Here is a 13,094-nt window from a genome sequence, read left to right on the forward strand (position 1 = left end):
GAAATGCTCACGGGCCGGATTTGTGTGGATGTGCAGGCCGGTTCGGAGTAGATGCATGGAGGCGGCCGTTTCCGAGGCTGCCGTTCGTGCTGAGTCTTGCCGCGACTGCAGCACCGGACGTGGTACCGGGCTTTCACGTTCTTGCGGTGCCCATTTTCTTGAGAAAAACTAATCATCGAGGCGCTGATTTCAGAAGGATATTTCTGAGCTGTCCAACTATCTGCGTGTCCGGACGTTCATCCCCCGCAATATCCAGCGTATGGCCAATTTACGTGGATGGCGTCTGAAGAATTTGGCTAACGATCTTTCCAATATCATCTACCACAATGAACTGCATTGCTTGGTTCGGGTGCATGAAGAAGTTGAGCTTGCCCAACTCCAGACCCATACCGGGTAATACCAGGATCTCCATAAACGTGCTGGGACGGATGATTGTGTATCCGATTTCAAGCTCTCGGATATGCGCCTCAATGGCGCTTTTGCTATCAAAATGTCCGATGCCTGTCCTGCCCTTGTCCACAGCAATGGCAGAGGAATAAGTGAAATGGCGCACATCTGTTGCTTTGGCAATGTCAGCCACCGTGTTGCCCTAAAGGACCTCCTGCTCATCCGTGACGCGGTAAGTTTCGCCTTGACCTAAACTAGGCAGAATGCTGAAAACAGCATTAACACCTGTCATGGCGCGTTCGATAGAATTTGCATCGGCCATATCACCGATACAAATTTAAACACGCTGTTCAGCGAGTGCCTGTGCCCTGGAAGATAAGACATCTCGTGCCAGTCCCCAACATTTCAGCCTGACTTCAGAAGCCATCGGGCCACAGCCTCGCCTTGTTGCCTTGTGGCCCCCAGCACTAGTACTGATCTTGGCGCCGTCATCTTCAAGTTCCTCGTTTTGAATTACGATCTCACTTGTCGTGGCAGGTGTGAGATATGATCAATCTGCCCTTATTGATTTGGCCAATCCAGCGGGTTCGCTTGGATCAGCAAAAGGTCCGTGACATGCCGAGGCGGATAGGCGTGTTCCGCCTCGGTGCCTTTAATTAAAGTGGTTATTCCGCTGCCGGCTCAAATGCGGAATGTGCCGCCTGATCCGCCGAGAGGCTTGCAATTGCATTTGCAACACCTGCGCCATAATGGGGATCAGCCATGGTACAATGAACGATGTGCCGTTCGATAATCGCCTGGTCGGCACCCTTGATTGCTCTTGCCGTGTTTTCAAACAAGATGGCCTTTTGTCTTGGTGACATCAGTCTGAAAAGATTGCCCGGCTGACTGAAATAGTCGTCATCCTCTCGATGGTTCCAACGTGCGGCGGCACCTGTATTTCTCAAAGGCGGCTCCGAGAAATCGGGCTGTTCCTGCAGTGCTCCAAAGCTATTTGGAGAATAATGCGTGCTGCGACCACCATTGCCATCTACCCGCATGGTGCCATCGCGATGATAGGAATGGACAGGGCATCGTGGGGCATTCACGGGGATCTGCGCATGATTGACACCCAGCCGATAACGTTGCGTATCGCCGTAAGAGAACAGCCTCCCCTGAAGCATCTTATCGGGTGAAAATCCGATGCCCGGAACTATGTTTGCCGGGGAAAAAGCTGCTTGCTCTACATCTTGGAAGAAGTTCTCCGGGTTTCGATTAAGCTCGAAATATCCCACCTCAATGAGCGGAAATTCCTTTTTGGGCCAGATCTTCGTGAGATCGAACGGATTGAAGTGGCATGCATCTGCCTCCTCTTCACTCATAATTTGGACGAACATAGTCCAGCGCGGATACTTTCCACTCTCGATGCTTTCGAACAGATCTCTTTGATGATTTTCGCGATCTTCGCCGATGATGGCCGATGCCTCCTCGTTAGAGAGGTTTTCGATACCCTGCTGCGTACGAAGATGGAATTTGACCCAGTGCCGCTCATTCTGGGCATTGATAAAGCTGAAGGTGTGGCTGCCGAACCCATGCATATGCCGCCACGATTTCGGGATGCCCCGCTCGCTCATTACTATGGTAACCTGATGCAGAGCTTCCGGTAACAACGTCCAGTAGTCCCAATTGTTGTTGACACTGCGCATGCCGGTGCGTGGATCGCGTTTCACTGCATGATTGAGATCAGGAAACTTCAGCGGGTCTCTGATGAAGAAAACAGGCGTATTGTTTCCAACAAGGTCCCAATTTCCTTCCTCGGTATAAAACTTCATGGCGAATCCGCGGATATCGCGCTCTGCATCCGCTGCACCCCTTTCACCGGCAACGGAGGAGAATCTCACAAACATCTCCGTCTGCTTGCCGATCTCCGAGAAAATTTTTGCGCGCGTATAGCGGGTGATGTCGTGTGTAACGGTGAATGCGCCAAACGCACCTGCGCCTTTTGCATGCATTCGCCTTTCGGGAATAACTTCTCGGTCGAAGTGGGCCAGTTTTTCAAGAAACCATACGTCTTGAAGCAGTGCCGGACCGCGCGGGCCAGCCGTCAACGTATTGTTGTCATCAGCAACCGGCGCACCAAATGCTGTTGTTAATTTCGCCATAATCCGTCTCCCTTTCAACCCGCCTCTGCAGGTTTATGGGAAGCCTAGTGTGAGTAAGATGATAGGTGAAAGATAAATGCCCTATCAGTCTTATTAGGTTTTTCTTATCAATCGACTAGGGCCAGTTGCCGGGACATGACCAGTTGATGGCTTGGCACAAGCGCCGCAATGAGCGTAGCCAATCCTTCGAATTCTTCTTCTCGCGTATCTCGCTTGCGCCATACCAACGCTATATCGCGACCGATATGTGGCTGTGGAACAGCTGCAACTGTCAGCTCATCAATCTCCGAAAGCGCCAAGGCTGGAAGGAGTGTGCAACCTTCGCCAGCGCTAACCATGTATTTCAGCGCCGAGATGCTCGTCGCGAACCGCTTTTTCGTATCTGCTACCCCGCATCCCTTCAGCGCCTGCTCGCGTAGGCAATGACCTTCACTGAGAACAAGGCGTTCTTCGGATGGCAATTCGTGCCAGGCCTGCCCCTCATGCAAAGTTGCTGGATGGCCCAACGGACCGATTAGAACAAATTCCTCATGAAACACCTTTTGCCACTGCAAGGTGTTATTGCCGACTGGCAGCGATATCAAAATCGCGTCAAGCTCTCCGATTGTTAGCGCTTCCATCAACTCGCGGCTCATGCCCTCGTTTAGTAAAAGAGTGGAATTTGGATAAGCCGCTCTTAGTCCTGTAACGATGCGTGGGTAGAGATAGGGGCCAAGTGTCGTAATTGCGCCGAGTTTCAATTCTCCGCTGAAGGGCTTTTCTTTACTTCGCCCGAGATCGGCAAGAACCGAAGCTTCCTTCAAAACCTTGCGCGCTTGGGTTACGATCTTTGCACCTTGAGATGTTACGTAGACGCGTCGGGTGCTGCGTTCAAAAATGTCGACTTCAAGCCAGCGTTCCACCTTACGTACCTGAACTGATAGCGCTGGTTGAGAGACACCGCATTGATCGGCCGCTCGCCCGAAGTTTGCAAGATCGGCTACGCATACGATGTATTCGAGGTCACGAAGTGACAAGCCAGAAAAGTTCATCGATGTCTCTATGTCTTATGATGGAGATGTGTGCAGCATCATAAGCGCCAGCCGGGAGCAAGCGGTGTGCCGGGTTTGCGATGTGGCCTGGGCCGGAAGACAACTCGCGCAGCGGGCAACGGTAGCTCTGATCAATATCGGTTAAGCTCTACCGCTTCGGTAAAAATTACGAGCTTGCATTTGTGAGCCATTCGGCAAACATTCGCCGTCCTGCATCCCGCAAACGTGGGCCGTATTTCTTCGCATCTTCACGGATGGTTTGAGGAGGGATCCCGGCATTCGCCAGCTCGAAAGCATGGCCCACAAGCCAATCTTCCATACCACAGGAGGCATCCACCTCGGGATGGAACTGAAGTGCCAGCACGAAGTCATCAATGACAAAAGCCTGAGTTGGGCACGGCGGCGTTGAAGCAAGATTAATGCCTTCCGAAGGCACCTCGAACATATCACCATGCCAATGCAAAACAGGGATGCCCCAAAGGTGCCGAAGTGGGCTATTGCGCCCATTTGCATTGAGCATCAACGGCGCAAACCCGATTTCTTTTGTTCCTGTCGGCGTAACTTTCGCTCCTAAAGCAGCTGCGATTTGCTGCGCTCCAAGGCAAATGCCAACTGTCATTCGACGCGCGTTGAGCCGCGCCGAGATGATTTTGCGTTCTTCAAGTAGAAACGGATAATTTGCATCTTCGTAAACTCCGACAGGCCCGCCGAGTATGAACAGCAGGTCAGGCTCTGTCGGGTCGAAAGATTTTAGGTCATGGCTGGCAACATCAAAATAGTGAAGTTTGTAGCCCGCTTGATGGACTATCGCCTCGAATATTCCCAGGTTCTCGAAGTGGACGTGCCGCAGTGCAATTGCCGTTTTCAACATTGCCAGTCCCTTCTGATAGGAAGATCACCTCCATCATCTATCTTGACGTTGTTTGAGGGTGGGTAGAGCCGGTTGTTCCACGGCCTTGCAGCCGGATGGTTGACCCCTGGTGGCCTACCACTAATTATACAACCGGCCCGTCTTATTTAGTTCCAGGCGATGTAAGTGATTTTCATCGCACCACGCTATGCTCACAGCAATAAGGGACAAAAATGAGTGTCCATCTCTGAGATGACTTGGACATCTTCAAGAAGACTCTTCGCGTTGCGTTCTGCGGATTCAGTAAGACGGGAAAATTTTTGCGTATATTGCAGTGAACCAAAAAGTCACTTGCAACCCTGTTCGTTTTGGATTGCCGAAGCGGCAGTAATGTCTTTAGGCCGCGGGCCTGCGTCGACAACTTCCAAGTTGCCGCCTCAAATCGAAGTTTGAGCAAGTGTGTGGCTGGAGAATTTTTGCGTGAGAGGCTGAAATGGGAAAAGGCACAGTCCTGGCACTTGAAGTCGTTCCGAAAGAGCGGGAGCCTATTTTTCTTGCATTGGCACGGTCGATCATCGCGGAGATAGAGCGCGGACGGCTGGCTCCCGGCGAACCTTTGCCAGGCACTCGATCTATGGCAAAATCCCTGGGCCTTAACCGCAACACCGTCGATGCCGCCTATCAGGAGCTGCTAACGCAAGGCTGGCTGAAAGCTGCGCCATCTCGCGGCACCTATGTTGCAAGAAATCTCCCCGATCTCAGGGATGCTCCCAGAGTTGCGCGTGCATCCGAGAGAAATATTTACGGCCTGGCTTCGCATCGCCCCTCGATCCGCTTCTCCGACGGTGTTCCAGATACGCGTCTGGCGCCGACTGTAGCGCTTGGGCAAGCTTTCCGCAGGGCAGTGACGTCACCAATTTTCATGTCTGGAGACACTTATGGCGATCCGCGCGGTAACCCTTTTCTGCGAGAGGCTCTGGCTTTTTATCTGAAAGACGATCGGGGCCTGAATGTTTCTGCCGACCACATCTTTATTACCCGAGGAAGCCAAATGGCGCTTTTCCTCGCGGCCAGTGCGGTTGGAGACCAGTGTTTGCGCATCGCTGTGGAAACGCCCGGCTATTCACTGGCATGGGCAGCGTTTCGCGCAAGTGGCGCTGAAGTGGTGGGCGTTCCGGTAGATCAGGAAGGCATCGATGTGGATGCTCTGGAGGATTTGGCGAGGACCGATAGGCGTGTCAGAGCGGTCTATGTTACGCCGCACCATCAGTATCCGACAACAGTGCCATTAAGCCATGCGCGCAGACTTCGTCTTCTAGAGATCGCTCGCAAGTATGACCTGGCCGTTATCGAAGATGACTACGACAACGAGTATCGGTTCGGAGGACGCCCCGTTCTGCCTTTGGCTTCCCAGTGTCAGGGCGATCTCAACTTCGTCTATATTGGCTCTCTGTCCAAGCTTATCAGTCCCGGTATTCGGCTTGGCTATGCGGTTGCCAGTCCACGGATATTGCGGCGTATGGCTGATTTTCGCGAAGCGATAGATCGTCAAGGCGATATTGCCTTGGAGCAAGCGTTAGCTGATCTGATTGCTGATGGCACTGTACGTCGGCATGCTCGCAAAGCATGCCACATTTATCATCAGAGGCGAGATAAACTCGCTGGCCTATTGCGCGCCCAATTAAGCGATTACGCTGATTTTGACATGCCGTCCGGTGGTCTGGCGATGTGGCTAAGGCTCCGTCCGGGCATTAGTGCTGAGACTTGGGCCGCGAGTGCTACGCGGGTGGGCCTTGCTGTATTGCCAGGCGTGCACTTCTCTCTCGATGTCAACAATGCGCCTGAAGCATTCCGTTTGGGGTTTGCTGCCCTTGACGATGCCGAGCTTGAACGCGGTGTCGCTCTTCTTCGCGCTTCGCTGCCGCCAGCACTCCAGGAAGAAAAAATCGAAACGCAAAAGAAAAGAGTTGAATGTATATAGGAGTCCTATATAAATAGTGCATCGGCAGGTTACGAACGGATGTGAGCCGCTTGCCAACATAGTCAGTCAATCCCGCTGACCAGGCTGCCACCTGGAAAGCTTAAACCAGGGATTGCCTCCAACCCCAGGCAGAGAGAAGGAACAAGGTCCATGAATCTGAAATATTCCACCGGCGCTGCAGCCGCCGGAACGGCATTGCTATGCCTGACAATTGCTAATGCAGGGCCAATTACGGCCAAAGCCAAGGATGATGTCACGGCGTCTTTCGACATCGTTGAAACAACAATTACAACAAAGGGCGAGAACGCAATCTTTTCCACTCGTGTTCGTGGCGAAGCTGGCAAGGATAAGCCTGATGCGACGGGCAAATTTGAAGGATCGCAAGTCTACGCCTATGTCTGGCCCACAAGCCTCGATAGTGGCGAGATAGGCTTTGACAAGAAGCAAGGCATTGTTGCGCTTGCTGTCACATTCCACCCCGATTTTGATGATGCCGCCAAAGGTGCGAAGAACCGCCACATCTGGCATCCGCATTGGGTGGTGTTGACGAAAGATCAGGCTTGCGGTGCTGGCCTCAAGGTCGTCGACATTCCAAAAGGTACAACTCCAAAAGTGCCTGAGACCTGGCCGGGCGTACCTCTGCTGATCGATAGCCCTGAATATCCAACGACATTTACGGGCGATAAGGTTGATGTGCAGATCCCGCTTAAGCTCATTAACGGCATTAAAGGCGCTTCGTTCGATGGCGTAACGGCAGGCCTGAAGGTGAACGGCAATCTGCACGCTCCCCTGTTGTGTGTGGCCAACGTGTTCAAGGTTGCGTCAGGCGATCTAAGCCTGCCCGGCAAAGTTCAGGCCACCAAGTAATTACCGAGCGCCGGCTCGCCGACTGCCATCGACGAACCGGCATATCTTCCCCCCAGGCTAAAGAGAGAAAGACTATGACTAGAGTTACCCTCGTTGACCCCTCTACTGCAAGATCTGAGGTTGCGGCCCAGCTTCAACAAATCAAAGGCGCATTTGGTGTTGTGCCAAATATGTTCAAGGCTGTCGCCAATTCTCCCTCTGCTTTGAATAGCATGTGGGGTGCGTTTGGAGCACTGGGCGGTGGCCGTCTGGGTGCCAAGCTTGGCGAGCAGATCGCCGTTGCAATTGCCGATCGCAACAATTGCAATTATTGCCTCGCGGCGCATACCTTGCTCGGCCGCCGGGCTGGCGCTACGCCGGAAGAAATGTCTGAAGCGCAAGCGGGTCGTTCTAACGATCCACGCACAGCGGCAGCTCTTGCTTTCGTCACCAAGGTCGTTGAGCGTCGAGCAGACCTGCACGATGCGGATGTCGATGCACTGCGTGCAGCAGGCTTTGACGACGAAGAAATCGTTGAGATCGTCGCCCATGTCGCGCTCAACCTTTTCACCAACTACATCAATGTCGCTCTCGATGTACCGGTTGATTTCCCGGGTGTGAAGCTCACCCGCGCCGCTTGAAACATACTGCTTGAACGGGCCGCTTCTGCGGCCCGTTCCTGTTTGCCCATTCGCTATCAACCTATTCTTCAGGAGAAGAACGATGCGCAGCAAGATTTTAATTCTGGCCATTTTGGCGACAATTTCTGCAAACCTTCAAGCGCAGGCCGCCGAGACGGAAAGCTATCGTGCCCGCCTTACCGCCTTGAACGCGGACAAAATCGGATCAACCTCGGTAGGTGAGGCACTTTTTACGATCAAAGGCGATAATCTCGAAGTTCACATCAAGATGAGTGGCGTTCCGGCCAATATAGAACATTGGGAGCACTTCCATGGCTTCCCCGATGGACGCAATGCTTCCTGTGTTACCCAGAACATGGATACCAATAAGGATGGCTATATCGATCTGGGTGAAACTGAAAAGCCTTCTGGTACGACAATGGTGCCCTTCAACGACAAGCCCGAGGAGATGGTGATTCCCACGAACACCTATCCACACGCTTCTGCCAAGGGAGATTTCGAGTACACGAAAACCGTACCGTTGAAGCAACTTGCCGAGACCTTCGGCCGGACCTACTCCGGCGGGACGATCGATCTGGATAAGCGTGTTATCTACGTGCACGGCATTCCCAGCGACTCCCACCTTCCCTCGTCCGTCGGCTCCTTGGGAACTGTGCCATCACATGTGACCATCCCAATCGCTTGCGGCAAGATTGAGAAGATGTCCTGATACGGACCTTTTAGCATGCGGTAGCTGACAGAGGACGACGCTGGCGACCTGACTAGGCGATGTTTTTGGCTATAGAGAAGCGCCGTCGGCCTGGAATTTTTCCCAGTCGGCGGCGCGTTTTTGCGTATCCGATGGTAGTTGGTCACGACAATCAATCCGCAACTCACTCTGCCCGAATGCGGCATCCACGAACCGGCAATGGTGTGGATGTGAGGGATTACTATGTTCGAAGGGTGCGAAGTAACGACATGTCACGCACATGCGCTGCTCGGGGATCTTGTTCTGTTCCTGCAATTCGCGGATCATTGTGATTAGAAGCAGCAACAGATCTTCTTGTTCACAGCTAGCCAGTGCTCCGACGGCCCGTTCAGCTAAACTGTCCTGATGGTGAGATTGGAGTATATCGGCGCCGGACGCAGTCAGGTGTATCCGCACCGCGCGTCGATCTTCGGCGCTGGCGCGCCTCTCAACAAGTGCCTTCTTCTCGAGAGCGTTCAAGGAATCTGTTGCGGTTGGTTGGGAAATGCCGAGGTGAGCGGCAACGTCCTTTACGCCAAGGCCAGAAACGCGGCCGTCGAGCACCGTCAAGATCGCCAACTGGGTCGGGTTGAGCCCCAGCGTTTTGGCCCGGTTCCACTCATCGACCCGCATGATTGTGGCAATGCGTGCCAGCCCTTCGCGGATCCGATAGTTGATTGAATGGGGATCTTTAGGTGTTTCCATGATGTGAAAAAGGTTCCAAAAATTCAGCGGACACTACAAACGAAAAAAGGAAAAGCACTGCGGAGCAACTGATGCTTTTCCTCAGTGCTGTTGAATTGTTATACGCCCATGCGCTGGCCGACTACCTGCCAATTTACCAGTTTCTCCAATATCGCTCGAATATGATCTGCCTTCCGATTTTCGTAATCGAGGTAATATGCGTGCTCCCAGATATCGATCCCGAGATAGGCAGGTTTGCCTGTTGCCATTGGGTTGTTTGCATCTTCATAACCAACAAATTCCAGTTTGCCTTGATCTCCACGGGTCAACCAAATCCAGCCTGTGCCGAAGACGCTGTCTGACACGGTCACGCTCTTTTTGACAAACTCGTCCCAGTTGCCAAACGCTGCATCAATTTCAGCTGCAACTTTGCCTGCCGGTCGCTCTGAGCCGCCAGGTGCGAATTGCTCCCAATAGGCATTATGGTTCCAGGCCTGTGCCGCATTGTTGAATATTTTGCGGTCATTGCCGCTTGAGCCGGATGTGCTTTTCACAACCTCTTCAAGTGACATCGCCTCGTAGCGCGTGCCCTGCGCAAGAGCATTCAGATTTTTAAAGTAGGCACTGTGATGCTTGCTGTAATGGAGACCAACAGTCCGTTCTGATATTACAGGAGCAAGAGCGCTTTGATTGTAAGGCAATGGCGGCTGCGAAAACGGTGTTGCTGCTCGAGCAACCTTTGGTGACGAAAGCGTTGAGGATAGTGCAACTGCGCCGCCCGCGGCAAGTAACGCGCGTCTGGAGATGTTCATTGGATTTCCTCTCTGATTTAAGCTTTATGGGTACTGTCCGGTAACGATCATCTAGATTGATGTTCGACACTGCATCGCCCGTTAGCGCAGCCGTTTGGTTCATACTGCGCAGTCTCTACCTGTGGCTCTTCCTGTGAGGCGGCGAGTGCCATGGCGATGCGTGCTCCAAGCGCAATATCGTCTTCCACGCCAAAGGCAGCATGAATGATCGCTCCATCACGCCCGATTAGAACAGACGAGGGAGTTCCGCGGAACCCATATCGCTGCATTGTGATTGGGGTATCTGATCGAGGGTCTGCAAGATCAACGCCAACAGGGGAGGTGATCCGGTATTCGTGGAGGAATGCTTCAAGAGTAATCGGGCTCATCGCCTGATGATGCTCAAAGACGGTGTGAAGACCGATGATTTGCAAATCGGATCTAGCAAAGATCCTTTCCACCCGCTTCATTTGCGGAATTGCGTCTGAGACGCAGCCCGGGCAAAGCAGCTGGAAAGCGTGCAGCCAGATCGGCTTTCCTCTTAGATTGGCGAGTGTCAGAGGCACCTTGGTGTTGAACCACTGGCTGACGGCCAGTTCGGGTGCGAGGGTGATATGGTTTGAACCAGGCATAACACAGTATCCTCTTATGATGCGATTCAACTCGAACTCAGCTCAGGAACTATAGTCACGCAATATGTATAGGAATCCTATTTAAATGCAAGAGACGTGTCGCATCACTCAGCAGATGGAATTTGAATTGATAGAAGCCTCCTATTAGACTCATATAAAATTCGTCATTCTCTAACTTCCTCCGTTTCCTTACCGCTTCCTGAGCGAGCTCTTGGTCATGCCATTCAGACTCTTTTGCGGGAGGATGACAGTCGGTTGACCGGAGCATACTGAAATGCGCAGCGGCAAGCCCGCTTGATACGCGCCAGCTCCTGCGGAATTCCGATATGATTGAAACTGATTATCTGGTGATTGGCGCTGGCCTTTCAGGTCTCGCCTTCGCCGACGAATTGACCCGGCGAACAGATGCCCATGTTACCATCGTGGATAAACGTGACGCGCCTGGTGGTCATTGGAACGACGCCTACCCATTCGTGCGGCTGCACCAGCCCAGCAGCTTTTACGGAGTTGAATCCACCCCTTTAGGCGACGAAAGAATTGATAGTGACGGTTATAACAAGGGCTTCGCCCGCCTGGCGGATGCACCGGAAATTATCGCCTATTGCCATGCCGTGATGAGGGATCGACTGCTGGCAAGTGGCCGCGTCTCGTATTTACCGATGAGCAGCTATGAAACTGGAGACAGGGTAAGACAGCTATTGTCCGGCAAGGTTCAGCAGATCCGGATCAGACGAAAGCTTGTGGACGCGAGCTACTATACCAATTCAATCCCCCTGACGCACAAGCGCACCTTTACAACTGGTCCCGGCGTGAGGCGTATCGTGCCAAATGACCTTCCAAGAGTGGCCCACGAGTTTGATTACTATGCCGTGATTGGAGCGGGAAAAACCGCAACAGACACCTGCCTGTGGCTCCTGTCTCGGGGTGTTGCTCCGGAACGGATAAGATGGGTTGTATCTCGCGATCAATGGTTCGTTAATCGGGCGAAAATCCAACCCGCGCCTGAGTTTTTCACTGAGGTCTTCTCGGGCATTGCTCAGGCGCGGGAGGACATCGCGCTCGCCACCTCCGCCAGAGATCTCGCCTGTCGACACGAGGAAGCCGGGTTCTGGTTGCGTGTCGACAAGAATGTTGAGCCGACGGTGTTTCGCGCTGCCTTCATGTCAGAGGGTGAAGTCGAGGCGCTATCATCGATCAGAGACGTCATCAGGATGGGTAAGGTCCGCCATCTTGCAGATGACCGGCTTGATATGTCGTCCCGGAGTGTCTCGGCGCGTCCGGACACGCTTTATATCGATTGTAGTGCTTCTGCTGTGTGCCAAAAGCCGGGCTTACCAATCTTTCAAGACGGGCGGATCGTTATACAAGCAGTTCGCTTTCCACAAATCCCGTTCAGCGGCGCGCTTATCGCATTTATTGAGGCTCAGTTCGACACTGATGATGAGAAAAATGCACTGGCTGCACCCGTTCCCGTACCCATTTCGGTCGACGATTATATTCGCGGAATGAAGGTCGATCTCGAGAACAGGTTGCGACAGGCAACAAGTCCGCCCGTGAGAGACTGGATCAAAAACTCCCGGCTAGACGGCTTCTCAATGATGGCTTCTGGCATCGATCCCAAAGACCTCGAAAAGGTAGCGTTGCTGGATCGGATTAAAGCGTCGACCGTCGCAGCCTATAGCAACATATCGAGGTTGCTCACGACACTGCCAGCGTGAGTTAGGCAATTAGCAATGGGATTGGATCAGGCCCAGAATTCAGTGGCCTCGGTTTAGCTGGAGAATAAAATGAACTTTTCCTACGCTGCAATTGAGAACGCATCGGAACTCGTATCGCTGATCAATTCAGCCTACCGCCTGCCCAGTTCCTCACCGGGGTGGACTGATGAGCGAGAGGTCATTTCAGGGCCACGGATTGACGCCCAAACTATTCTATCGGAATTTGAAGCAGGGCGGTTCTTACTGTCCCGCACTGCCCCTGAAGAAGAAGTCGTTGGCTGCGTTCACATATCCGGTCTGGAAGACAATGCTTGGTATATTTCGCTTCTCGCAGTGAAGCCAACTTATCAAAGGGGAGGTCTTGGAGCCTCCATTCTCAACGAAGTTGAAAAACAGGCTGCTGCCGAGGGCGCATCTTGCCTTCGCATAACAGTAATCAATCATCGCAAACCCTTGATTGCCTGGTATGAACGTCGCGGCTTCCGCAAAACCGGTGCAGAGGTTCCATTCCCCTATGACGATCCGAGCGTAGGCATTCCGCTTCGGGATGATCTGGCTCTGGTCGTACTCGAAAAGCCTTTGAGAGCCGACGAAACGACCGACTGAACATGCGGTGACAGATGTAGTTCGTGACGTCGGAATGTTCTGGCATTTGGGTCTTTCCA

13 protein-coding genes are annotated in these 13,094 nt (G+C 52.9%); 6 read left to right on the forward strand and 7 right to left on the reverse strand.

Annotated features, from left to right (window positions below; translation table 11 throughout):
* Positions 1-268: 268 nt before the first annotated feature.
* The 4 genes from QTJ18_RS00825 to QTJ18_RS00840 form a co-directional block, all read right to left on the reverse strand.
* Positions 269-580 carry an NmrA family NAD(P)-binding protein gene (locus tag QTJ18_RS00825; RefSeq protein WP_252755085.1) on the reverse strand — a complete coding sequence of 104 codons (312 nt, stop codon included), beginning with the start codon at positions 578-580 and terminating at the stop codon, positions 269-271.
* A 472-nt stretch (positions 581-1,052) separates the two neighbouring features.
* Entirely contained in the window at positions 1,053-2,528 is a 1,476-nt protein-coding gene (locus QTJ18_RS00830; RefSeq protein ID WP_252755084.1) for a catalase, read from the reverse strand.
* Positions 2,529-2,635: 107 nt separating this feature from the next.
* Entirely contained in the window at positions 2,636-3,559 is a 924-nt protein-coding gene (locus QTJ18_RS00835; protein ID WP_252755083.1) for a LysR substrate-binding domain-containing protein, read from the reverse strand.
* A 166-nt stretch (positions 3,560-3,725) separates the two neighbouring features.
* A complete protein-coding gene (locus tag QTJ18_RS00840) occupies positions 3,726-4,430 on the reverse strand; it encodes a glutamine amidotransferase (RefSeq protein WP_252755082.1) in 705 nt (234 codons plus the stop codon).
* Between the two features lie 472 nt (positions 4,431-4,902).
* Between QTJ18_RS00840 and pdxR the strand changes: the two genes are divergently transcribed.
* The 4 genes from pdxR to QTJ18_RS00860 all read left to right on the forward strand — a co-directional run bounded on the left by pdxR (position 4,903) and on the right by QTJ18_RS00860 (position 8,586).
* Positions 4,903-6,390, forward strand: a complete 1,488-nt coding sequence (gene pdxR / locus QTJ18_RS00845) for a MocR-like pyridoxine biosynthesis transcription factor PdxR (protein WP_252755081.1) — start codon at positions 4,903-4,905, stop codon at positions 6,388-6,390.
* Between the two features lie 150 nt (positions 6,391-6,540).
* Complete coding sequence (locus QTJ18_RS00850) at positions 6,541-7,257, forward strand: hypothetical protein (RefSeq protein ID WP_252755080.1); 717 nt, start codon at positions 6,541-6,543, stop codon at positions 7,255-7,257.
* Between the two features lie 74 nt (positions 7,258-7,331).
* Positions 7,332-7,877 (forward strand): carboxymuconolactone decarboxylase family protein, encoded by a 546-nt coding sequence (locus QTJ18_RS00855; protein WP_252755079.1) that lies wholly within the window; start codon positions 7,332-7,334, stop codon positions 7,875-7,877.
* Positions 7,878-7,959: 82 nt separating this feature from the next.
* Complete coding sequence (locus QTJ18_RS00860) at positions 7,960-8,586, forward strand: hypothetical protein (RefSeq protein WP_252755078.1); 627 nt, start codon at positions 7,960-7,962, stop codon at positions 8,584-8,586.
* A 69-nt stretch (positions 8,587-8,655) separates the two neighbouring features.
* On the opposite strand, the gene QTJ18_RS00865 is transcribed toward QTJ18_RS00860, so the two are convergent.
* The 3 genes from QTJ18_RS00865 to QTJ18_RS00875 form a co-directional block, all read right to left on the reverse strand.
* On the reverse strand, positions 8,656-9,309 hold the full coding sequence (locus tag QTJ18_RS00865) for a MarR family winged helix-turn-helix transcriptional regulator (protein WP_252755077.1): 654 nt from the start codon (positions 9,307-9,309) through the stop codon (positions 8,656-8,658).
* A 98-nt stretch (positions 9,310-9,407) separates the two neighbouring features.
* On the reverse strand, positions 9,408-10,100 hold the full coding sequence (locus tag QTJ18_RS00870) for a superoxide dismutase (RefSeq protein WP_252755076.1): 693 nt from the start codon (positions 10,098-10,100) through the stop codon (positions 9,408-9,410).
* A 47-nt stretch (positions 10,101-10,147) separates the two neighbouring features.
* A complete protein-coding gene (locus QTJ18_RS00875; protein WP_252755075.1) occupies positions 10,148-10,711 on the reverse strand; it encodes a thioredoxin domain-containing protein in 564 nt (187 codons plus the stop codon).
* Positions 10,712-11,037: 326 nt separating this feature from the next.
* Here QTJ18_RS00875 and QTJ18_RS00880 point away from each other — a divergent pair, with 326 nt between their 5' ends.
* Together QTJ18_RS00880 and QTJ18_RS00885 are read left to right on the forward strand one after the other, a co-directional pair.
* Entirely contained in the window at positions 11,038-12,429 is a 1,392-nt protein-coding gene (locus QTJ18_RS00880) for an NAD(P)-binding protein (RefSeq protein ID WP_252755074.1), read from the forward strand.
* A 69-nt stretch (positions 12,430-12,498) separates the two neighbouring features.
* Positions 12,499-13,035: a GNAT family N-acetyltransferase gene (locus tag QTJ18_RS00885; protein WP_252755073.1), complete on the forward strand. Its 537-nt coding sequence runs from the start codon at positions 12,499-12,501 to the stop codon at positions 13,033-13,035.
* Positions 13,036-13,094: the final 59 nt, after the last annotated feature.

Origin of the sequence: Rhizobium sp. SSA_523 (assembly GCF_030435705.1) — a bacterium.
In the GTDB taxonomy this organism is placed as follows: Bacteria; Pseudomonadota; Alphaproteobacteria; order Rhizobiales; family Rhizobiaceae; genus Neorhizobium.

Bases quoted from the DNA above. Each gene is read 5' to 3' on its own strand.
- QTJ18_RS00860 (WP_252755078.1), top strand. From the start codon at position 7,960: ATGCGCAGCAAGATTTTAATTCTGGCCATTTTGGCGACAATTTCTGCA.
- QTJ18_RS00870 (WP_252755076.1), bottom strand. From the start codon at position 10,100: ATGAACATCTCCAGACGCGCGTTACTTGCCGCGGGCGGCGCAGTTGCA.
- QTJ18_RS00875 (WP_252755075.1), bottom strand. From the start codon at position 10,711: ATGCCTGGTTCAAACCATATCACCCTCGCACCCGAACTGGCCGTCAGC.
- pdxR (WP_252755081.1), top strand. From the start codon at position 4,903: ATGGGAAAAGGCACAGTCCTGGCACTTGAAGTCGTTCCGAAAGAGCGG.
- QTJ18_RS00865 (WP_252755077.1), bottom strand. From the start codon at position 9,309: ATGGAAACACCTAAAGATCCCCATTCAATCAACTATCGGATCCGCGAA.
- QTJ18_RS00850 (WP_252755080.1), top strand. From the start codon at position 6,541: ATGAATCTGAAATATTCCACCGGCGCTGCAGCCGCCGGAACGGCATTG.
- QTJ18_RS00835 (WP_252755083.1), bottom strand. From the start codon at position 3,559: ATGAACTTTTCTGGCTTGTCACTTCGTGACCTCGAATACATCGTATGC.
- QTJ18_RS00885 (WP_252755073.1), top strand. From the start codon at position 12,499: ATGAACTTTTCCTACGCTGCAATTGAGAACGCATCGGAACTCGTATCG.
- QTJ18_RS00880 (WP_252755074.1), top strand. From the start codon at position 11,038: ATGATTGAAACTGATTATCTGGTGATTGGCGCTGGCCTTTCAGGTCTC.
- QTJ18_RS00855 (WP_252755079.1), top strand. From the start codon at position 7,332: ATGACTAGAGTTACCCTCGTTGACCCCTCTACTGCAAGATCTGAGGTT.
- QTJ18_RS00830 (WP_252755084.1), bottom strand. From the start codon at position 2,528: ATGGCGAAATTAACAACAGCATTTGGTGCGCCGGTTGCTGATGACAAC.
- QTJ18_RS00840 (WP_252755082.1), bottom strand. From the start codon at position 4,430: ATGTTGAAAACGGCAATTGCACTGCGGCACGTCCACTTCGAGAACCTG.